This window comes from Streptomyces sp. P9(2023), assembly GCF_032436795.1.
Classification (GTDB): Bacteria; Actinomycetota; Actinomycetes; order Streptomycetales; family Streptomycetaceae; genus Streptomyces.
This window is the reverse complement of the sequence record NZ_JAUPWM010000719.1, coordinates 1-249: the sequence shown is the minus strand read 5'-3', so window position 1 is coordinate 249 and position 249 is coordinate 1. Positions and strand designations below refer to the sequence as shown.

Here is a 249-nt window from a genome sequence, read left to right as displayed (position 1 = left end):
CTATGACTGTAATTGAGAGAGTAGGTTTGGGCTTGAAGCGGATTGGTGACAATCCCGCTGATCTATACCTTGACGCAAATGGTAATTTGGGGCTAGTCTATAACGCAGAAGCCGTGGGCCAGCATGCGCGTCAGAGATTGATGACCTATGAAGGTGAATGGTTTTTAGATAAAACTGCTGGGGTGCCCTGGATCAGGGAAATTCTGGGAAGCGCCTATGACGCGGTGTTAGCAGAAAGCGTGATCAAAG

At 48.6% G+C, this 249-nt stretch carries 1 protein-coding gene; it reads left to right on the top strand.

Features of this window, described 5'->3' with window-relative positions; translation table 11 throughout:
- Positions 1-32 precede the first annotated feature (32 nt).
- The coding region (locus Q5762_RS39225) for a hypothetical protein (protein ID WP_315897099.1) at positions 33-249 on the top strand (217 nt) is incomplete at its 3' end.